This window comes from Bradyrhizobium sp. LTSPM299 (assembly GCF_000938235.1).
In the GTDB taxonomy this organism is placed as follows: domain Bacteria; phylum Pseudomonadota; class Alphaproteobacteria; order Rhizobiales; family Xanthobacteraceae; genus Bradyrhizobium.
This window is the reverse complement of the sequence record NZ_JYMU01000031.1, coordinates 201,102-220,816: the sequence shown is the minus strand read 5'-3', so window position 1 is coordinate 220,816 and position 19,715 is coordinate 201,102. Positions and strand designations below refer to the sequence as shown.

Here is a 19,715-nt window from a genome sequence, read left to right as displayed (position 1 = left end):
ATAACGTCGGGCACCGGGAAAGCCGCCTTTCACCGCCGGGTGCTCGCAATATTTGCTGCGTGAAGTGCGGCTTTTTCGTGTAAACTCGCGCTGCTTTGCGGTCCAAGTCTATTTTCGATTCTGCCAGGGGATTTCATATGCGCACCCTCACCCTCATTGCGTCCCTGATTTGCGTAGCGCTGACCACGACCGCGGCGCAGGCCGAAAAACGGGTGGCCTTCGTGGTCGGCAATGGCGCCTACAAGAACGTCACGCCGCTGCCGAACCCGACCGTCGACGCCAAGGCGATGGCCGGCGCCTTGCGCAATGTCGGCTTCGACGTCGTCGAGGGCTCGAACCTCACCCGCGACAAGATGACGGAAAAACTGCTCGACTTCGGGAAGAAGGCGCAGGGCGCCGATATCGCGGTGTTCTACTATGCCGGCCACGGCATCGCGATCGGCGGCACCAACTATCTGTTGCCTGTTGACGCCGACATCAAATCCGAAATGGACGTCAAGCTTGGGGCCGCGATCAACATCGACCTCACGCTGGATCAGACCATGAGCGATGCCAAGGTGAAGCTGGTGTTCCTCGACGCCTGCCGCGACAACCCGTTCGCCGCCAAAATCAAGTCGAACTCGGCGACCCGCAGCGTCAACGTGCAGACCGGACTTGCCGAGATGAAGTCCGGCGAAGGCACCCTGATTGCATTCGCGACCGGCCCGGGCCAGACCGCGCTCGATGGTCAGGAAGGCACCAACAGCCCGTTCACCCGCGCGCTGGTCGACAACATCGCCCAACCGGGCGTCGAGATCCAGCAGGCGATGACCAAGGTCCGCGCCCAGGTCAACGAGGAGACCAACAAGGGACAATTGCCCTGGGGCCACACCAACCTGATCGGCGCGGTGTACCTCAACGGCGCGCCCGCTCCGGCCAGTAGCGCGGCGGCCGCGCCATCGGCCCCATCAGCGGTCGCCGCGGTGCCGGGCTCCGACGTCGAACTCGAGTTCTGGCGGTCGATCAAGGACAGCAACAAGCCCGAAGAACTCAACGCCTATGTCTCCAAATACCCGAACGGCCAGTTCAAGCCGCTGGCGCTGGCGCGCATCGCGGCGCTTGAGAACGGGCCGAGCACCACCACCCGCAACCTGACTACCGGCGTCGATCCCGCGACCTTCAACGACGAAGCGAGCCAGGTCACCGAGGACCAGATCGGCCTCGACAAGGGCCAGCGCCGCGACGTGCAGCGCCGCCTCAACGGCCTCGGCTTCGACACCAAGGTAACCGGCAAGTTCGACGAGGCGACCCGCGGGGTGATTACGCGCTGGCAGGCCGCCCGCGGCTACCCGAAGAGCGGCTTCCTGAACAAGCTGCAGCACAAGGCCCTGCTGACCGAGATCGTCTCGACGACGTCGACGGCCAGCTCGGACGATGAGGATCGCCCTGCCCGGCGGCGCGCGAGCGGTGGCGGCGGAGGCGGTGGCGGCGGCCGTCACTATCACGGCGGCGGCGGCGATCCGGCCGGCGTCGGACGCTTCATGGGTGGCGTGATGGGCGGCATCCTGCGCTAAGCGGCTTACCGCCAGAACGCTTCGGCAGCAAAAAGCCCGGGAGCGACCCCGGGCTTTTTGACATTGAGATGGTGCTATTTGCCCGCGGCCTTTCGCAAAGCCGTGTTGATCCGATCCTGCCAGCCTGGACCGCCTTCCTGGAAGTATGCCAGCACGTCCTGGTCGATCCGCAGCGTGACCTGCTCCCGGACGCCGGGCGCCGCTATCGTCACCGGCTTTGGCGGCGGTGCCTCCGCCACCTTGGTGGTGGCACGTTTGAAGGCGGCCTCAGCCTCGCTGCGGGCGTCGTTCAGGGTTCGCGGTCGCCTCGGCAGATCGGCCATATCTCAAGATTCCTTCAAAGTCTCAGATTCCTTCAAACAGCGCAGTCGACAGATAGCGCTCCGAGAACGACGGCACAATCACCAGGATGGTCTTGCCGGCGGCCTCCGGGCGCTTCCCGATATGCAACGCCGCCGCGATCGCGGCGCCCGACGAAATGCCGCCGGGGAGGCCCTCGTTGCGCGCCAGCGCCCGCGCGGTCTCGATTGCGGTCGAACTGTTGATCTTGACGATCTCGTCGATCACGGAGCGGTCGAGGATGTCAGGGACGAAGCCAGCGCCGATGCCCTGGATCTTGTGCGGCGTATGCTGGCCGCCCGACAGCACCGGGCTCTCCTCCGGCTCTACCGCGACGATCCGCAACGACGGCTTGCGCGGCTTCAGCACCTGCCCGACGCCGGTGATGGTGCCGCCCGTGCCGACACCGGCGACGAAGTAATCGATGTTGCCGCCGGTGTCGTTCCAGATTTCCTCGGCGGTGGTGCGGCGATGGATTTCCGGATTGGCGAGGTTCTTGAACTGCTGCGGCATCACCGCGTTCGGCGTCGTACGCACGAGCTCCTCGGCGGCTGCGATCGACCCCTTCATGCCCTGCGCCGCCGGCGTCAGCACGATCTCGGCGCCGAGGAAGGCCAGCATCCGCCGCCGCTCGATCGACATCGATTCCGGCATCACCAGCTTCAGCCGGTAACCGCGCGAGGCCGCGACATAAGCGAGCGCGATGCCGGTGTTGCCCGAGGTCGGCTCGATCAGCACGGTGTCGGCGTTGATGACACCAGCTTTTTCCATCGCGATGACCATCGCAGCACCGATACGATCTTTCACGCTGGCCGCCGGATTGAAGTATTCCAGCTTGGCGAGGATCGTCGCGTTAACGCCGTTGGCCTGCGGCAGCCTGCGCAGGCGCACGATCGGCGTGTTGCCGATCGCGTCGACGATGGAGTCAAAGACGCGTCCGCGTCCGGGTTGCACTGCACTCGTTGTCGACGATGCGGCCATCAAGCGGCTCCTGTTGCGGGAATGTGCAGGGAATGTGGGGTCATCCCTCATTAGAAGCAGCGCGTCATGACGCGCAAGTGAGAAACCGTCGCATCCAGCGTTGGTTGCATTGCAAAATGAAAACCTGCGCAAATAACGTAAAACCTACGTATTTGTGTTGCGACAAGGTCAAACAATTCGGGCTATATACTTTCGTTAAGTAGCTGAGGTTCAGAACGCAAAGGAGGTCACGATGCCAGCGCTTGCTGAAGTCCTGTCGACCGTCGCGTCCAGGCCCGATCCCCGCGGCAGCGATTTGCCGACCTGTCCGGTGTGTGCGGACTCGATGGTGGCGGCGGAAGCCTCCGCCTACCTCCATGACAATTTGATCAGTTATCTCTGGACCTGCGATACCTGTGGTTATGGATTTGTGACCAAACACGCAGTCAAGCCGATCGTCTGCAACTGACGACCGTCGTTCACCTCGGAGCGATATCCCCGCGCGCCCATCCGGCGCGCGTTTCCGTTCTGAAGTCCTCGAACGTGCCGTTTGCGATCGCGCCACGGATGCCCTGCATCAGTTCCTGGTAATAGGCGACGTTGATCTCCGACAGCAGCATCGCGCCGAGCGTCTCGCCCGAGCGCACCAGATGATGCAGATAGGCGCGCGCGTAGCTGCGCGCCGCCGGCCACGGGCTCTCCTCGTCCAGCGGGCGCGGATCGTCGATATGGCGTGCGTTGCGCAGATTGATCTGGCCGAACCTCGTAAACGCCATGCCGTGGCGTCCGTTCCGGGTCGGCATCACGCAATCGAACATGTCGACGCCGCGCGCCACCGCTTCCAGCATGTCCTCGGGCGTGCCGACGCCCATCAAATAGCGGGGACGGTCAACCGGCAGCGCCGGCGCGGTCTCCTCGATCATCGCCAGCATGACAGCCTGCGGCTCGCCGACCGCAAGCCCGCCGATCGCGTAACCGTGAAAGCCAATCTCGGTAAGTCCGCGCGCGCTGACGTGCCGCAGCACAGGGATATCGCCGCCCTGCACGATGCCGAACAGCATGGTGCCGTCGGGCGCCGTCTCGAAGGCGCGCTTTGAGCGCTCCGCCCAGCGCAGCGAAAGCTGCATGGCGCGCTCGATGTCGGCGTGCTCGGCCGGCAGCCGCACGCATTCGTCCATCTGCATCGCGATGTCGGAGCCGAGCAGCCGTTGCACCTCGATCGAGCGCTCCGGCGACAGCTCGACCTTGGCGCCGTCGATATGCGAGCGGAAAGTCACGGCCTTCTCGGTCACTTTGCGCAGCTCCGAGAGCGACATCACCTGGAAGCCGCCCGAATCCGTCAGCATCGGGCCGCCCCAGCTGGTGAAGCGCTGCAGGCCGCCCAGCGCCGCGATGCGCTCGGCGCCCGGCCGCAGCATCAGATGATAGGTGTTGCCGAGCACGATATCCGCCCCAGCCTCGCGAACCTCGCGCCAGTGCATGCCCTTCATCGCGCCGGCGGTGCCGACCGGCATGAAGGCGGGTGTGCGCACCATGCCATGAGGCGTGGCCAGGCGGCCGGTCCGCGCGGCGCCGTGGGTTGCGAGAAGCTCGAAATGATTGGGAAGGCTCATGCGGCTGCTTATTGCGTGCCGCCGGTGCCCGATCAACCCGCCTCGCGGCGGTTTGCCCGTGGCCGGGCTCTCGGGGCGCGGGCGGCCGGATGGAGCCTGGATGAATGCTTGCACCTGACGGGCTCTCGCCTTAAATAAAACGAAACCGTATCGTTTTATGACGAGAATAGGGCGGCGAAAACCTCGCTACGCCTGATCCCGCGCGAACAATAACTGGCCTCAGATGTTCTCACCTTCGGCTTCGATGACCCGGCAGTCCGCCTGCGCCGGGCTTCGAATGACGGCAACCGGCGCGATCCGGCAAGCGGTTCTGCTTTGCGGCCTCGCGCTTGCGCTGGCGGCCTGCAGTTCGCTGCCGCGCGTGTCTTACACCGCGGCCGACGCGGCCGATTCGCGCGTCCTCGATCTCGACGGGCTGCGGCGCTATGCGGATGACCCCGTCTCAAAATTCCAGATCGACAAGCAGGTCCCCTCGCAGGTCCAGACATACCTAGCCCTCTCCGGCGGCGGCGCCGACGGCGCCTATGGCGTGGGCGTCCTCAACGGCTTGACGGCGGCCGGCACCCGCCCGACCTTCTCGGTCGTCTCGGGCGTCAGCACCGGCGGCCTGATGGCGCCCTTCGCGTTCCTCGGCCCGGGCTACGACGAGACGCTGAAAGACGTCTACACCAGCGGCATCGCGGAAACCCTGCTGAAGGATCCGAGTATCATGCGGGTGCTGTTCGGATCCGGCCTGTTCGGCAACACGCGGCTCCGCGAGCTGGTGGCCCGCTATGTCGGGCCCGACGTCCTCAGCGCCGTGGCGCGCGAAAATGCCAAGGGCCGAAAACTGCTGATCGTCACGACCGATCTCGACACCCAGCGCACCGTGATCTGGGACATGGGGCGGATTGCCGCCGTCGGGACGCCTGAGGCGCTGCAGCTGTTCCGCGACGTGATGGCGGCCTCGGCCAGCATCCCGCTGGTGTTTCCGCCGATCATGATCGACGCCGAGGGTCAGGGGCAGCGTTTCCAGGAAATGCATGTCGATGGCGGCGTGACGGCGCCGGTGCTGACGCTGCCGGACGCCCTGCTGTTTCAGGGGCACGCGTGGCCCGCAAACGGCCGGCTGAACATCTACATTCTCGTCAACAAGAAGCTCGAACGGACCTTCGAGCTCGTGTCCAACTCCACCCTGGACGTCGCCTCCCGAAGCATTTCCTCGCTCACGCAGGCGCAGACGCGCTCGGTCATCCTCTCAACCTACGACTTCGCCAGACGCAACCGGCTGGGCTTCCATTTGTCCTATATCGAGCGTGACTACCCGGAGCCGGCGTCGGCAGGCTTCGATACGGCCTATATGCGCGCCCTCTACGAATACGGATATGCGAAGGCTGCGGCCGGCCGCGCCTGGACCTCGACGCCACCGTGAACGGCCGGCTTCAGGCGCCCCGAATTAGACGAATCCGCCCGCCGCGGGGTATAGACTGGAGAAACCCGTCCGACGCACAACGAGATGAATGGGCAATGGGATTGACGGCAACCAAGGTCAAGGCGACAAAACGCGGCGTCGTGAAGTCGCGCGGTGGCCGGCCGACCCGGGACGCCGCGATCGAGCGCGACCAGCGGCTGATCGAGGCCGCCACGCGCCTGTTCCTCGAACGCGGCTTCGACGCGACCTCGATCGACGCATTGGCTGAGGCCGCACGCGTCAGCAAACCAACCGTTTATGCGCAGTATGGCGACAAGCGTGGTCTGTTTACCGCGGTGCTTCGGCGCGAGATTGCGCGCTGGCTCGCCCCGCTGGCTGAGGCCGCGAGCGAGATGCGGTTCGACGACCTGTCAGCCGGTTCGGTCGAGCAGCGGCTGATCGATCTCGGGCGCCAATTGCTCTCGATGAACTGCGGCGCGGACTCGATCGCCTTCAGCCGGATCCTGACCGCGCAAGCTATCAATTTTCCCGAGATCGCCAAGCTCGCGGTGGACGAAGGCTGGTCGAAGGCCGTCTCTACGACGGCAGAGTTCTTCGATCATCTGGTCGCCGGCGGCGCCCTTGACCTCGAGGACACCACGATCGCGGCCGAGACATTCCTCAACATGGTGGTCGGCCACACTCATCGGATGGCGACGTTCGGTATCCCGATCGACATGGCGACCGCCGAGCAGCGGATGGAGGTTTCGATCCGGCTGTTCCTGGCAGGTGCCGTTGGACCGCCCGACCGGCTTCGGGACGCGACCAAGGCTCGCCGCCGACCGGCCCGCTGACGGTTCCACAAACCTTCAAATTCTGCCGCCGATAACGGCAAATTCGTCCTTGACTGAAACAAAACGAAACCGTATTGTTTCGTTATCAAGCGGCGTGGATCCCTGATCAGCCCCCACGGATCTCGCGCCATCTTGCAAGCTTCGATCGTCACGACGGAGCCGTTCTGTCCAAGACATTCGGCGGCCGACCTTGCATTGAAGGTCGGCCGCACCACTCTTGAACGTAGTGGCTCCTGCGGCGGACGAAAGCATGGGTGCGGCGATGACAACAGGACGACTGCACATGCTGAAGGATCGGGCGTTTGGAGCGCTGTTGCTGGCGACAGCCCTGTCGCTGCCGTTCGCGTCCCCCTCCTATGCGGTCGCGACGTTGGATACCGCTCTGGCTCCGCTCCAGGCTCCTGCCGATGATGCCACCGACCTCGACCCGGAAACGGTCCGCCGCGAGCTCGACAGTTTCCGCGCCGCCCGGATCACATTGCGCCAGGCGATGACCATCGCCGAGGCCCTGCACGCCGGCTCGACGACAGCGGATATCAGCTTCGATGGCGCCGCGGCGCAGCCGGTCTACCGGGTCAAGACGGTGCAGCGTGATCGCGTCTGGCGGCACGCCATCAACGCCACGACGGGCGAAGTGATGGACCACGAAGCCGCCTCCCCCCTGGCGACGCTCGATACCGAGGACCAAAGCAACCTGCTCGTACTGCGGGCACTGCGGCACCGCCTGTCGGATGCCGTGCTGGTGGCCGAGCGCGCGGCCGCCGGAAAGGCGATCAGCGGCGGCCTGACGCGCGAGGCCGGCAAGCTCAATTTCGTGATCGTCGTGGTCAGCGGCGCCGATCTGAAACAGGTGATCCTCGAGCCCCCGCGTGCGCGCGTGCGCTGACACCGACGGCTGCGCATCCAAAATCGGTTGACGGGCGCAAAACTCTCCCGCATATATCCGCGTGATGATCACGACCACCAAACGCACGACCAAAACCACCAAGCCCTCTAGGGCCTCGGGAGGCGTGCGCGCGTAGTCGATCGAACCGCATCATCTCAACCCGAAGCCCCGCCTGATGAAGGACCGGGGCTTTTTTTATGCCTGCCCGCATGATCCGGAAAAGTGGGAACCGGTTTTCCGACAAGATCATGCGAATAGCTCAGACCGAATGGAGGACAAAGTGAGTAACGATCCCGTCGTCGCGATTGTCGGCGTCACCGGTGCCGTCGGCGCCGAATTCATCGCCACCATGGACAGACGCGGCTTCCGCGTCGGCAGACTGAAGGCGCTGGCGAGCGCCCGCTCCGCCGGCAAGACCATCGACTTCCGCGGCAAGCAAGTCGTGATCGAGGAGCTCACCGAGCGCGCCTTCGAAGGCGTCGACCTCGCGCTGTTCTCGGCCGGCAGCGGCATCTCGAAGAAGTTCGCGCCGCTGGCGGTCAAGTCCGGCGCCGTTGTGATCGACAATTCCTCGGCCTTCCGGATGGATCCGAACGTGCCGCTGGTGATCCCGGAGATCAATGCGAACCGCATCCGCGAGCACAAGGGCATCATCGCCGTTCCAAACTGCGCCGCCATCACCGCGCTGGTGCCGCTGTGGCCGATCCACCAGAAGAACCGCATCAAGCGCGTGATCATCTCGACCTATCAGGCCGCGAGCGGCGCTGGAGCGGCCGCGATGGAAGAACTCGCGGAATCCACCCGCGCCAATCTCAACGGTCAGGTCTTTACGCCGAAGGTGATGCCGCATCCCTACGCCTTCAACCTGTTCAACCACAACACATCAGTCGATCCGGAGACCGGCTACAACGACGAGGAAACCAAGGTCATCAAGGAGACCCGCAAGATCTTCGAGGACGAGAGGATCGCGATCGGCGTCACCTGCGTACGCGTGCCGGTGCTGCGCGCCCATTGCGAGGCGATCACCTTCGAATGCGAGAAGCCGATCACCGAGGACCAGGTGCGCGCGATCATGGCGCAGGCGCCGGGCGTCAAGGTCGTCGACGACCGCGTGAAGAACTACTTCCCGATGCCGATCGATGCATCCGGCCAGGACGACGTGCTGGTCGGCCGCATCCGCAAGGATCTGAGCGATCCGAGCGGTCATTCGATCTCGATCTTCGTCGCGGCCGATCAGCTCCTGAAGGGCGCGGCGCTCAACGCGGTGCAGATCGCCGAGCTATTGCCCGAGCGCGCGATGGCGTGAGGTCGCGCATACTGACCTGTCATCTCCAGCCAGCTTGAAGCGGAGATGACAGGTTCGCCTCTCGCGGAGTCTCCCGCCATGAATGCTTTGTCTGAACAGTTCGAGATCAGAAACCTGCGCGCCCATTCCGCGCGCGAGGAGCTGTTGCGCCTGAACAACGCCAGCGCCCGGGAAACGTCGCCGCTGACGGCTGCGCGGTTCAAGCAACTGATCGATACCGCAGCAGTCGCGCTGTTCATTCCGCCGCCTGCCGCGCTGCTGTTGGCGTTTGAGCCTAGCAACGACTACGACGGCACCCATTTCGGCTGGTTTCGCGGCCGGATGGACCGGTTCCTCTACGTCGACCGGATCGTCGTCGGGGCGGCATGGCGGCGGCACGGAATGGCGCGCACGCTCTATCGCGAGGTGTTCCGGCAGGCCGCGCGTCGTGGCCTTGGCCGTGTCTGCTGCGAGGTCAATGTCGAGCCACCGAATCCGATATCGGACGCGTTCCATGACTCGCTTGGCTTCGAGGAAGTCGGCCGCGCCACGATGGACGGCGGCGCCAAGACGGTACGCTATCTCTGTTCGACGCTCGAGGCCTGAGCCTCAATCGCGCGCCCGAAACAGCAGGCAGGCGTCGCCATAGGAATAGAAGCGATAACCGTGCTTGATCGCATGCGCATAGGCGCGCTTCATGGTCTCCAGCCCGGAAAAAGCCGAGACCAGCATGAACAGCGTCGAGCGCGGCAGATGGAAATTTGTCAGCAGGATATCGACCGCGCGGAAACGATAGCCCGGCGTGATGAAGATCGACGTCTCCGCCGAAAACGGCTGGATGGTGCCGTCGGCGGCGGCCGCGCTTTCCAGCAGCCGCAGCGACGTCGTACCGATCGCAACGATACGGCCGCCGTTGGCGCGCGCGGCGTTCAGGGCGGATGCCGTCTCGGCGCTGATGCAGCCCCATTCGGCGTGCATCTTGTGCTCCGACGTCTCCTCCGCTTTCACCGGCAGGAACGTCCCCGCTCCAACATGCAAGGTCAGCCGGTGTAGTGTAATGCCGCGGCCGTGCAGCGCAGCTTCCAGCGCCGGCGTGAAATGCAACCCCGCCGTTGGTGCAGCCACCGCGCCTTCATTGGCCGCGAACATGGTCTGGTAATCGGCAGCGTCCTGGTCGTCGGGCGTGCGCTTGGAGGCGATGTAGGGCGGCAGTGGCGGCGTGCCGACGTCTGCGATGGCCTGATCCAGCGCCGGGCCGTGGAAGGAGAACGACAGCGTGACCTCGCCGTCCTGCCCCTTGGCCTCGACTTGCGCGTCGAGATGACCGAGCAGGCAGACCTTGCCCTCGTTGCCGAACCTGACGGTGTCGCCGGGGCTGAGCTTCTTCGCCGGCTTGACCAGCGCCTGCCAGCGCGAGCCGTCGAGCCGCTTGATCAGGGTCGCTTCGATCTTCGGCTCGGTCTCGCGTCCGATCCGCCGGCCCTTAAGCTGCGCCGCGATCACCTTGGTGTCGTTGACGACGATCTGATCGCCCGGCTCGAGCCAATGCGGCAGGTCGCCGATAGTGGCATCCCGTAGCACCCCGTCAGGATGCACCACCAGCATCCGCGCAGCATCGCGCGGGCTCGCGGGCCGCAGCGCGATGCTTTCGGGGGGGAGCTCGAAATCGAAGAGATCGGTGCGCATGGCGCCTCACTCGGCGTCATTCCGGGGCACGCGAAGCGTGAACCCGGAATCTCGAGATTCCGGATGGCCGCGCAGGCGCGGCCTCCGGAATGACGTTGTGTGTGGCTTACTTCGCGTCGGCAGCCATGTGCGCCTTGACGATCTTGTCCGGGTCCTTCACCGGCTCGCCGCGCTTGATCTTGTCGACATTCTCCATGCCCTCGGTGACCTTGCCCCAGACCGTGTATTGGTTGTTGAGGAAGGAGGCGTCGTCGAAGCAGATGAAGAACTGGCTGTCGCCAGAATCCGGGCTGGCGGCGCGCGCCATCGAAGTGGTGCCGCGGACATGCGGCTCCTTGTTGAACTCGGCCTTCAGCTTCTTGCCGGAGCCGCCGGTGCCGGTGCCCTGCGGGCAGCCGGTCTGCGCCATGAAGCCCTCGATCACGCGGTGGAACACGATGCCGTCGTAAAAGCCCTCGCGCACCAGTTCCTTGATCCGTGCGACATGACCGGGCGCCAGATCCGGACGCATTTCGATCGTGACGGGGCCCTGGGTGGTTTCGAGGATCAGAGTATTTTCGGTAGCAGCCATGCTCGCTTCTCCTGGCTTCTGGGTGGATATTTCTTGTTTCTGAACGGGATCGCGAACGGGCGGCCGGCCACCGCACCGCCCAAGCTCTCGGTAAATGGCAACGGCGTGCAACGTTGCAACGCCTCCATCACCGCGACCCGGTATTGCACGCGGTCGTTATCAGTCGCCTGTTCCGATTCATAGCTGATCCTGGGATGGCCGAGGATCGCGCCCTCACGGTTGAAGCTGACGATCACGGTGATGTCGATCGGAGCCGCCTTCTCCAGCGGCGGTGGCCGCCAGCAATTGTGAATGGCGAGGACGACATCCCGGATCGTGTCGAGTTGTGGGGGCTCGGCCGATACCCCCGCGCTCAGTGTGAACCACAGCAGCGGTGCGGCAAACCAGCAAATCGGCTTGCTGCGCGCAACTGCCATCGGTCACTTGATGTCGGATGCGACTTGCACCTTCACCATCTTGTCGGGGTCGGGAACCGGTTCGCCGCGCTTGAGCTTGTCGACCACGTCCATGCCGGACACCACTTCGCCGATCACGGTGTACTTGCCGTTCAGGCTCGAGCCGTCGGCGAACATAATGAAGAACTGCGAATTCGCCGAGTTGGGATCGCTGGTGCGCGCCATGCCGACGATGCCGCGCTTGTAGGGCACATCGGAGAATTCAGCGGGAAGATTCGGATATTTCGAGCCGCCGGTGCCGTTGAAATTCTTGCCGTCGCCGGTTTGCGCCATGAAGCCGTCGATCACGCGATGGAACGGCACGTTGTTGTAATAGCCTTCGCGCGCGAGCTGCTTGATCCGCTCGGCGTGCTTGGGCGCGAGATCGGCCCTCAGCTTGATGACGATGCGCCCTTTGGTGGTGTCGATCACGATCGCATTGGCCTTGTCGAGACCAGCGGGCAGCGGTTGCGCGATCGCGGGAACCACGCAGAACAGCGCGGCAACGAATGCGAGAATTCGGATCATGGAAACTCCGGCTCAGGACGTTCGGGGTGTGGTGAGGTGCCGGCGTCAACCGGCGAATTTGGCCTTCAGGCTAGCGGCGACCGATGACGGCACGAAGGCTGAGTAGTCGCCGCCCATCTGGGCGATTTGGCGCACCAGTGTGGCGGTGATCGGGCGGACCGCCACCGAGGCCGGAACGAACACGGTATGCACCTCGGGCGCCATCGCCTCGTTCATGCCGGCAAGCTGCATCTCGTAGTCGAGATCGGTGCCGTCGCGCAGGCCGCGAATCATGATGGTCGCGCCGAGCTTGCGCGCCGCCGTCACGGTCAGATTGTCGTAGGTGGTGCAATCGAAGGCGCAGCCCGCCTGCTGGGCGATTGGGGCGCACACCTGCGCGAGCATCTCGAGCCGTTCATCGGTCGAGAACAGCGGCTTCTTGCCCGCATGGACGGCCACGGCGACCACCAGACGGTCGCACAGCGCGACGGCCTGCCGGACCACGTCCAGATGGCCGTTGGTGACGGGATCGAAGGAGCCGGGATAGAGCGCGATACGGGGCATGGGTCCCGTCTAACCCGCCCCGCGCAACCCGGCAAGCCGGCTTGGTTCCCGTTCTTCCGACATTTTATTTCGCCTGGGCCAATGAACCAGGTTGGGGTTCTCCGCGTCTTCCCAGGCGAACCGGGAATGTTTCGTCCCAGACAAGCGACGAAACAAAACCGGACCGCGACGAAACCATTTCGCGGGCCGGCGAAGACAGCCGGAAACTTGCGCCCGGTAGATGTTGGACAACGAAACGACGGGCCCGGGGGGCCCGATCACAGGGGACCGTCATGATCAAGGCATTTTCCGCCATCGCTGTTGCCGCGTTCATTGCCGCCGCGCTCACCGTTCTTCCGGGCTTTGCCCCGCAGGTCGAAGCCTCTACGCCCCAGCCGCTCGCCAAGGCCGACCGCCTCGATATCCACCCGGTCGGCAAGGACTGCTCGCAGCAGGCCTGGCCGAACTTTGAGGCCTCCTGCCTGCGCGCCTCCGGCAGCAAGCTGGTGGTTCGTGAAGCCCGCCTCGTTACCGCCGACCGCACGCCGTAGTCAGTCCTGTCCATTACGGCGTCACTTCCGACCGTCACGCAAATCCCATGGTAATTTGCGACGTCCCGTCGCAGACTATGGTCTAACGCGCCCACCGGATGCCCCGGCGGGCGCGCGACCATCGGGGGATCTGCACGTGTCCACTACGCCAGCCATCGCGTCTTCTGGCCACCCTCCGAGCCCGCTTCCGATCGCCACAACGCTTGGTGCCCTGGGCGTCGTCTATGGCGACATCGGCACCAGCCCTCTCTACGCGCTCAAGGAAGCCGCCAAGGCCGCCGCTCATGGCGGTGACGTCACATCGAGCCAGGTGCTCGGCGTGGTGTCGCTGATCTTGTGGGCGCTGATCCTGATCATCTCGCTCAAATACGCCATGCTGATCATGCGCGCGGACAACCGCGGCGAAGGCGGTATCGTCGCGCTGCTGGCGCTGCTCTCGGCGCGCAACGCGCAGCCCGGGACCTGGCGGGTGCATCTGCTCGTCGTCGGTCTGATCGGCGCAGCCCTGCTCTACGGGGACGGGGCGATCACGCCGGCGATCTCGGTGCTGTCGGCGATCGAAGGCCTCAAGGTCGACGCCCCGTCGCTGGCACCCGCAGTGGTGCCGATCACCATCGCTATTCTGGTCGTCCTGTTCTTCATCCAGAAGCACGGCACCGGCCTTATCGGCCGTATCTTCGGACCGGTGATGCTGGTCTGGTTTTTGGTGCTGGCCCTGCTTGGCATCCACGGCATCATGAAGGCGCCCGGCGTGCTGGCCGCGCTGAGCCCGACCTACGCGCTGAACATGATGCTGCACGAGGATTTCCGGATCAGCTTCGCCATTCTCGGCGCCGCCTTCCTCGCCGTCACCGGGGGCGAGGCAATGTATGCCGACATGGGGCATTTCGGCCGCTTGCCGATCCGGCTGGCCTGGTTCGCGATCTGCCTGCCCGCGCTGGTGCTGAACTATTTCGGCCAGGCCGGCCTCCTGATCTCCGACCCGACCGCGATCGACAACCCGTTCTTCCAATTGTCCCCCGACTGGGCGCATTACCCGATGGTCGCATTGTCGGCGATCGCGACCGTGATCGCCTCGCAGGCGATCATCTCGGGCGTGTTCTCGCTGACCCAGCAGTCGATCCAGCTCGGCTTCCTGCCGCGCATGTATATCCGCCACACCACCAGCGATGCGATCGGGCAAATCTACGTGCCGCTGGTCAACTGGCTGCTCGCGGCCGCAACCCTCGGCGCGGTGCTGGCGTTCGGCACATCGGACGCGCTGGCCGGCGCCTACGGCATCGCCGTGTCGCTGCTGATGGCGATCACCACGCTGCTCGCGGCCCTGGTCGCGATCCAGTGGGGCTATTCGCCGATCCTGGTGATCGCAGTCAACGGCTTCTTCTTCATCATCGACCTGATCTTCTTCGCGGCGAATTCCGAGAAGCTGATGGAGGGCGGCTGGTTTCCGCTGCTGCTCGCGGCGGCCGTCGCGTTCCTGATGATGACCTGGCGCGGCGGCGTGAAGCTGGTCGAGAAGGCGCGCAGCAAGCTGCGCCAACCCGAAGAGGACCTGATCGAGACCGCGGTCAACAAGTGCCAGAGCCGCCTGCCCGGCACCGCCGTGTTCCTGGCGTCGGCGCCCAACGGCGTGCCGCTGGCGCTGACGCAATTCGTCAAGCACAACCACGTGCTGCATGAGCGCGTGCTGCTGGTCACCGTGCTGATCGAGGAGGCGCCGCGGATCTCCGACGACGACCGCGCCAGCATCGTCGAGATCGTCCCGGGCATTACCCGGATCATCCTGCATTACGGCTTCATGCAGTATCCGACCATCTACGAGGGGCTGAAGCTCGCTTGCCGGCAAGGCAAGCTGCCCGGCATCGATCTCACCGACGTGACCTACTACATCGGCCGCGAGACCATCATCCCCAGTGAGGACATCCCGGGCATGTGGGTGTGGCGGGAGTCGCTGTTTGCCTTCCTGCAACGCAACGCCGAACGTACCGCCGCGTTCTTCGGCGTCCCGTCCGGGCAGGTCGTGGAGTTCGGCACGGAGATCGAGATTTAGCATCCAAAGCCCCTGGGTGAAGCGGAGCACAGTCGGCTCGTTCAACGGTGAGCGATGTCATCGAACCGCGAGGCGGCGAGATCGGCGCGATTGTCGAGATCGCGCTCTCCTCATCGACGACGCCCTCGGTTCTCGATCTCAGCTTCGTGATGATGACCAAGCTCGACAGCATCACGCTCGGCTCGCCCGAGCGACGTCTCATATGATCGACGAGCAAAGCCGGGGCCAGGCAGCGATCTCCTTACGTCTGCAAAACGCCAGCTTGGTCATGCCGGAAGCGACAGGTCGCACATCACGCGTAATCAACTTTCGCACGCTCCTTTGCCTGGGTCGAATACCCTCAGAAGTCCATGATAATCTGCGGATTCAGGAGGTCGCAAAGAGGCGACTCTGGTTTTGTTTCGTGATCGGAAGGAATTCGCATGATCTCTAAATTGATGGTTCGCCGGCGTTGCTCATGCGGCGGAGCCGGCGCCGATCCGCATCACTATGATCTCGGATATGAACGATGATTTGTACGATGCTCGGGCAGGCCGTGGCGGGGTCGACGCGACCCGCATGGCGGTCGCCGATTTTGGCGGATCTGTACTGGGCCGACCCGTGTTGGTTGACGCGCTCAATGATCACAACAAGGCGGCAGAAGCGCCCGCCCTCGCCATGCAGGCTTACGATTCCAGAGCTGACCTGCTGATGGATTTGCAGAACTCTCCAATCGCAGCGGCGATCTCCAAGGTGGCCACAGAGCGACGAAAGCTCGCAATCAGCACCGGTTCGGCTAACCCGACTCTCACTCGGGCCGCTTGCAGCAAGTACTTCTACCACTATTCGTTCGACCTGACGTCGATCGCGACGGTGACCGCAAACTATCTTGCAGGACAGAACAAGCGGTGGGCCATGATTGCCGAGGATACCGGCTTTGGCCGGAGCACCGCCGCGATGATGTCTCCAATCGTTGCCGCGCATGGCGGCGAGATTGTTAAATCCGTCGTTCTACCGGCACAGAATGCCGAGTCCGATTTTTCGACCGCCCTCGGCGATGTTCGCGGCCTCAATCCCGATGTTGTGGCGGTCTTCGACGATGCGGCAAAGGGCGATGCCGGCATTGCTTTCCTCACAAGGGCCGGGCTGAAGGCAACAATCACGACGGCGCTGCTGTATCTTTCCGACGTTGACCGGGTCAAAGATGGGTATTCGGGGGTCGTGGCCGCTGTGCCGTGGTACTGGAACCTAGACCCCGCAGCCCGCACCTGGTCGGACCGGTTTGCCAGCAGTCACAACGGGCTTCGGCCTACTGAAGCCCAGGCGGCCGACTACTCCGCAACACTGCAATGGCTGAATGCGGTCAAAACCGCGGGAACGACGGACGCCGATGCCGTGACTCGCGCGCTCGACGGGCACAAATTCGATGACATGTTTGCTCATGGCGGCGAGTTTCGCGCCAACGACCACTTGGTGGTGCACGACCTCTACGTCGCAAAGGTCAAAGTTCGACACAGCTCACGGAACCACATGACTGGTTCGAGATACTTGCAAGCATCCCTGCGGCTACCGCATTCCCGGGCGATGCAGAGTGCAAGATCGCGCAATAGCCGGTCGCAAAACCAGGAAGTTTTCGGCACTTCGCCCCGGATGTCCATAACGAGACACATGATGCGATTTCTTGTCATCGCATCATGATCTCAAGCATCGTCGATCCGTACGCTACGAACCACGGTCCGGAAAGACCTACTCGCCGTTGCCGTTCGCGCCGTTCTCTTCTTCCGGAATATGCTCGACCGAGACCACATGCTCGTCCTCGGCGGTGTCGAACACGATCACGCCCTGGGTCGAGCGGCCGGCGACGCGGATGTCGGCAACCGGGCAGCGGATCAGCTGGCCCTTGTCGGTGACCAGCATGATCTGGTCGGCATCCTCGACAGGGAACGAGGCCACCAGCTTGCCGTTGCGGTTGTTGACGTTCATCGCGACGATGCCTTTGCCGCCGCGGCCGGTGGTTCGGTATTCGTAGGACGAGGTTCGCTTGCCGTAGCCGTTGATCGAGACCGTGAGCACCACCTGCTCCCTGGCCGACATCTCGGCATAGCGCTCCTGCGACAGCTGGATCGCGTCCGACGACTCCTCACCCTCGGCATCCGAAGGCTCCTCTGCCGTCACCTCGCCGGCCACCGCGCGGCGCATCTTCAAATACGCCGAGCGCTCGTCCGAACTGGACTCGACATGGCGCAGAATCGAAAGCGAGATCAGCGTGTCGGCTTCGGCAAGCGCGATGCCGCGCACGCCCATCGAGGTGCGGCCGGTGAAGACGCGCACGTCGGTGACGGGGAAGCGGATGCACTGGCCGCCGGAGGCGGTCAGCAGCACGTCGTCATGATCGGTGCAGATCTGCACGTCGACGATCGCCTCGCCCTCGTCGAGCTTCATCGCGATGATGCCGGAGCGGCGGACGTCGACGAAATCGGACAGCTTGTTGCGGCGGACGTTGCCGCCTGTCGTCGCGAACATCACGTCGAGATTGGCCCAGGAGGATTCATCCTCCGGCAGCGGCATGATGGTGGTGATGCGCTCGCCCTGCTCCAGCGGCAGGATGTTGATCAGCGCCTTGCCGCGCGCGTTCGGCGCGGCCACCGGCAGCCGCCAGACCTTCTCCTTGTAGACCTGGCCACGCGACGAGAAGAACAGCACCGGCGTATGCGTCGAGGCCACGAACAGGCGCGCGACGAAATCCTCGTCGCGGGTCTGCATGCCGGCGCGGCCCTTGCCGCCGCGGCGCTGCGCCCGATAGGTCGACAGCGGCACGCGCTTGACATAGCCGGCGTGCGAGACCGTCACCACCATGTCCTCGCGCTGGATCAGGTCCTCGTCCTCGACCTCGCCTTCCTGCTCGATGATCACGGTCTTGCGCGGGGTCGCGAACTGCTGCCTGACCTCGGCAAGCTCGGTCTTGACGATCTCCTGGACCCGCGCACGCGAGCGCAGAATGTCGAGATAGTCGGCGATCTTCGCCGCGAGCTGGTCGAGTTCTTCGGATATCTCCTCGCGCCCGAGCGCGGTCAGCCGCTGCAGCCGCAGATCGAGAATGGCCTTGGCCTGCTCCATCGATAGCCGGATCGTGCCGTCGTCGTTGATGCGATGCCTGGGATCGTCGATCAGCGTGATCATCGATTCGACATCCCGCGCCGGCCAGTCGCGCGACATCAAGGTGTCGCGCGCGGTGTTCGGGTCGGGCGAGGTTCGGATCACCCGGATCATTTCATCGATATTGGCGACCGCGATTGCCAAGCCGACCAGGATATGGGCGCGGTCACGCGCCTTGCCGAGCTGGAACTTGGTCCGGCGGGTCACCACCTGCTCGCGGAACGCGATGAAGATGGTGAGCAGATCCTTCAGATTCATGGTCTGCGGGCGGCCGGAATCCAGCGCCAGAATATTGGCGGGGAAATTCGACTGCAGCGGCGTGAACCGATAGATCTGGTTGAGCACCACATCGGGCACCGCATCGCGCTTCAGTTCGATGACGACACGATAGCCATCGCGGTCGGACTCATCGCGCAGATCGCCAATGCCCTCGATCTTCTTCTCTTTCACCAGGTCTGCGATGCGCTCGACCATCGTCGCCTTGTTCACCTGATAGGGAATCTCGGTGATGATGATCGCTTCCCGGTCCTTGCGGATGGTGTCGATCGTGACCTTGCCGCGCATCACGATCGAGCCACGGCCGAGATGATAGGCGGAGCGGATGCCCTGGCGTCCCAGGATGATGCCGCCGGTCGGGAAATCCGGGCCCGGAATGATGTTGATGAGATCGTCGATCGAAAGCGCCGGGTTGTCGATTAGCGCGACGCAGGCATCGACGACCTCGCCGAGATTGTGCGGCGGGATGTTGGTCGCCATGCCGACGGCAATTCCTCCGGCGCCGTTGACCAGAAGGTTCGGGAACCTGGCCGGCAGAACCGTCGGCTCGGTCTCGGAGCCGTCGTAGTTGGCCTGGAAATCGACCGTCTCCATGTCGATGTCGGCGAGCACGGCAAGCGCCGCCTTCGTCAGCCGCGCTTCGGTATATCGATAGGCCGCCGGCGGATCGCCGTCGACCGAGCCGAAATTGCCCTGGCCGTCGATCAGCGGCACGCGCAGCGAGAAATCCTGCGCCATCCGGACCATCGCGTCGTAAATCGACTGGTCGCCGTGCGGATGATACTTACCGATCACGTCGCCGACCACGCGGGCGGATTTGACGTATTTCTTGTCCGGCGTGTGTCCCTGCTCGTGCATCGAGTAGAGAATGCGCCGATGCACCGGCTTCAGGCCGTCGCGCGCATCGGGCAGCGCACGCGCCACGATCACGCTCATGGCGTAATCGAGGTAGGACTTCTTCATCTCGTCGAGAATGGAAACGGGACGAATATCTGAAGGCACCGGCGGCTCGCCGGACTTGTCATCTTCGGGTTCGGACAAAGGGGAAATCCGGTTAGTTCTGGTCGGGAATCATATAACCC

The 19,715-nt window shown here is 64.1% G+C and carries 20 protein-coding genes; 11 read left to right on the top strand and 9 right to left on the bottom strand.

Going from position 1 to position 19,715, the window contains the following annotated elements; genetic code table 11:
• Positions 1-137: 137 nt before the first annotated feature.
• Positions 138-1,553: a caspase family protein gene (locus UP10_RS18555; RefSeq protein WP_044588719.1), complete on the top strand. Its 1,416-nt coding sequence runs from the start codon at positions 138-140 to the stop codon at positions 1,551-1,553.
• A gap of 74 nt (positions 1,554-1,627) precedes the next feature.
• Here UP10_RS18555 and UP10_RS18550 read toward each other — a convergent pair whose 3' ends face one another.
• Together UP10_RS18550 and cysK are read right to left on the bottom strand one after the other, a co-directional pair.
• Positions 1,628-1,876, bottom strand: coding sequence for a BrnA antitoxin family protein (locus UP10_RS18550; RefSeq protein ID WP_044542228.1), 249 nt, complete (start codon positions 1,874-1,876; stop codon positions 1,628-1,630).
• Positions 1,877-1,898: 22 nt separating this feature from the next.
• On the bottom strand, positions 1,899-2,873 hold the full coding sequence (gene cysK / locus UP10_RS18545; RefSeq protein ID WP_044588718.1) for a cysteine synthase A: 975 nt from the start codon (positions 2,871-2,873) through the stop codon (positions 1,899-1,901).
• A gap of 232 nt (positions 2,874-3,105) precedes the next feature.
• Here cysK and UP10_RS18540 point away from each other — a divergent pair, with 232 nt between their 5' ends.
• Positions 3,106-3,321, top strand: coding sequence for a hypothetical protein (locus UP10_RS18540; protein WP_044588717.1), 216 nt, complete (start codon positions 3,106-3,108; stop codon positions 3,319-3,321).
• 10 nt (positions 3,322-3,331) lie between these two features.
• Here the strand turns inward: UP10_RS18540 and tgt are convergent, their stop codons facing one another.
• Positions 3,332-4,465, bottom strand: coding sequence for a tRNA guanosine(34) transglycosylase Tgt (gene tgt, locus UP10_RS18535; protein ID WP_044588716.1), 1,134 nt, complete (start codon positions 4,463-4,465; stop codon positions 3,332-3,334).
• Between the two features lie 277 nt (positions 4,466-4,742).
• Between tgt and UP10_RS18530 the strand changes: the two genes are divergently transcribed.
• From UP10_RS18530 to UP10_RS18510, 5 genes are all read left to right on the top strand, one after another.
• Positions 4,743-5,876, top strand: coding sequence for a patatin-like phospholipase family protein (locus tag UP10_RS18530; RefSeq protein WP_044588715.1), 1,134 nt, complete (start codon positions 4,743-4,745; stop codon positions 5,874-5,876).
• A 95-nt stretch (positions 5,877-5,971) separates the two neighbouring features.
• Positions 5,972-6,709: a TetR/AcrR family transcriptional regulator gene (locus UP10_RS18525; protein WP_044588714.1), complete on the top strand. Its 738-nt coding sequence runs from the start codon at positions 5,972-5,974 to the stop codon at positions 6,707-6,709.
• Between the two features lie 283 nt (positions 6,710-6,992).
• Complete coding sequence (locus tag UP10_RS18520; RefSeq protein WP_156180121.1) at positions 6,993-7,595, top strand: PepSY domain-containing protein; 603 nt, start codon at positions 6,993-6,995, stop codon at positions 7,593-7,595.
• Positions 7,596-7,863: 268 nt separating this feature from the next.
• Complete coding sequence (locus tag UP10_RS18515) at positions 7,864-8,901, top strand: aspartate-semialdehyde dehydrogenase (protein ID WP_044588713.1); 1,038 nt, start codon at positions 7,864-7,866, stop codon at positions 8,899-8,901.
• A 78-nt stretch (positions 8,902-8,979) separates the two neighbouring features.
• On the top strand, positions 8,980-9,486 hold the full coding sequence (locus tag UP10_RS18510; RefSeq protein WP_044588712.1) for a GNAT family N-acetyltransferase: 507 nt from the start codon (positions 8,980-8,982) through the stop codon (positions 9,484-9,486).
• 3 nt (positions 9,487-9,489) lie between these two features.
• On the opposite strand, the gene queA is transcribed toward UP10_RS18510, so the two are convergent.
• From queA to coaD, 5 genes are all read right to left on the bottom strand, one after another.
• Entirely contained in the window at positions 9,490-10,566 is a 1,077-nt protein-coding gene (gene queA, locus UP10_RS18505) for a tRNA preQ1(34) S-adenosylmethionine ribosyltransferase-isomerase QueA (RefSeq protein ID WP_044588711.1), read from the bottom strand.
• A gap of 106 nt (positions 10,567-10,672) precedes the next feature.
• The gene (locus tag UP10_RS18500) at positions 10,673-11,137 is read right to left on the bottom strand and encodes a peptidylprolyl isomerase (RefSeq protein ID WP_044588710.1); all 465 of its coding nucleotides are present in this window, start codon (positions 11,135-11,137) and stop codon (positions 10,673-10,675) included.
• Positions 11,113-11,553, bottom strand: a complete 441-nt coding sequence (locus tag UP10_RS18495) for a UCP034077 family protein (RefSeq protein WP_044588709.1) — start codon at positions 11,551-11,553, stop codon at positions 11,113-11,115. The genes UP10_RS18500 and UP10_RS18495 overlap by 25 nt, the downstream gene beginning before the upstream one ends.
• A 3-nt stretch (positions 11,554-11,556) precedes the next feature.
• Positions 11,557-12,099, bottom strand: a complete 543-nt coding sequence (locus UP10_RS18490; protein WP_044588708.1) for a peptidylprolyl isomerase — start codon at positions 12,097-12,099, stop codon at positions 11,557-11,559.
• 45 nt (positions 12,100-12,144) lie between these two features.
• Positions 12,145-12,642, bottom strand: a complete 498-nt coding sequence (gene coaD / locus UP10_RS18485) for a pantetheine-phosphate adenylyltransferase (protein WP_044588707.1) — start codon at positions 12,640-12,642, stop codon at positions 12,145-12,147.
• Positions 12,643-12,914: 272 nt separating this feature from the next.
• Between coaD and UP10_RS18475 the strand changes: the two genes are divergently transcribed.
• The 4 genes from UP10_RS18475 (at position 12,915) to UP10_RS18465 (ending at position 16,899) form a co-directional block, all read left to right on the top strand.
• On the top strand, positions 12,915-13,172 hold the full coding sequence (locus UP10_RS18475; RefSeq protein WP_044542240.1) for a hypothetical protein: 258 nt from the start codon (positions 12,915-12,917) through the stop codon (positions 13,170-13,172).
• 154 nt (positions 13,173-13,326) lie between these two features.
• Positions 13,327-15,222 (top strand): KUP/HAK/KT family potassium transporter, encoded by a 1,896-nt coding sequence (locus UP10_RS18470; RefSeq protein WP_044588783.1) that lies wholly within the window; start codon positions 13,327-13,329, stop codon positions 15,220-15,222.
• Between the two features lie 47 nt (positions 15,223-15,269).
• A complete protein-coding gene (locus UP10_RS44375) occupies positions 15,270-15,428 on the top strand; it encodes a hypothetical protein (protein ID WP_156180119.1) in 159 nt (52 codons plus the stop codon).
• 271 nt (positions 15,429-15,699) lie between these two features.
• A complete protein-coding gene (locus UP10_RS18465; protein WP_349643969.1) occupies positions 15,700-16,899 on the top strand; it encodes an ABC transporter substrate-binding protein in 1,200 nt (399 codons plus the stop codon).
• A gap of 48 nt (positions 16,900-16,947) precedes the next feature.
• Here UP10_RS18465 and gyrA read toward each other — a convergent pair whose 3' ends face one another.
• Complete coding sequence (gyrA, locus tag UP10_RS18460) at positions 16,948-19,674, bottom strand: DNA gyrase subunit A (protein ID WP_044588704.1); 2,727 nt, start codon at positions 19,672-19,674, stop codon at positions 16,948-16,950.
• Positions 19,675-19,715 lie beyond the last annotated feature (41 nt).